The 766-nt window shown below is 47.4% G+C and carries 1 protein-coding gene; it reads right to left on the bottom strand.

Annotated elements, in window-relative coordinates; translation table 11 throughout:
- Positions 1–766, bottom strand: a 766-nt coding sequence (truB, locus tag R7Q48_RS26745; RefSeq protein ID WP_318133258.1) for a tRNA pseudouridine(55) synthase TruB, incomplete at both ends; no start/stop codon positions are given.

Genomic DNA, 766 nt, shown 5'->3' with positions numbered 1-766 from the left:
TAATACTTGACCCGGTTGGCCATGCTGAACCATATCCGCTAATTCAGGAACTAGGTTTACTTCTGGTAAGTCTTCAACTGCAGTGTCCATTGGCATAAGCAGTGGATCGAGCAACTCGCGAGGAGCGATTTCTTCACGATGAGCTTGCTCAAGTAGCTCATTAAGCTGCTCAAGAGTCACCATTTTCTCGTAAGGGTACTTGGCTACAGCTGTGCGGCGCAGCATCGTTACGTGAGCACCACAACCGAGCATTTCGCCCAAGTCATCGACGATAGTACGAATGTAAGTGCCTTTTGAACAGTGCACCTCCATCTCAACTTCATCACCTTCAAAACGGTGAAGAACGATTTCGTAAACGGTGATTTTACGAGACTCACGTGGAACTTCGATACCTTTACGAGCGTACTCGTACAGAGGTTTGCCTTGGTATTTCAAAGCAGAAAACATCGAAGGCACTTGGTCAGATTCGCCACGGAACTTCTCGATACTCGCTTCTAGTTTCTCGAGAGTCACATCTACTGGACGCGTTTCTACCACTTCACCATCAGAGTCTGAAGTGTTAGTACGTTCGCCAAGTTTCGCGATCACGCGATAGCGTTTGTCTGAATCCAGTAGGAACTGCGAAAACTTGGTTGCTTCACCTAAACAGATCGGCAACATACCCGTCGCTAGAGGGTCCAACGCACCAGTGTGACCCGCTTTCTCAGCAAAGTAGATTCGCTTTACTTTTTGCAGTGCATCATTGGAAGAGATACCTGTTGGTTTA

It is taken from the genome of Vibrio sp. 378 (assembly GCF_033339435.1).
This window is presented reverse-complemented; position numbering and strand designations above follow the sequence as displayed.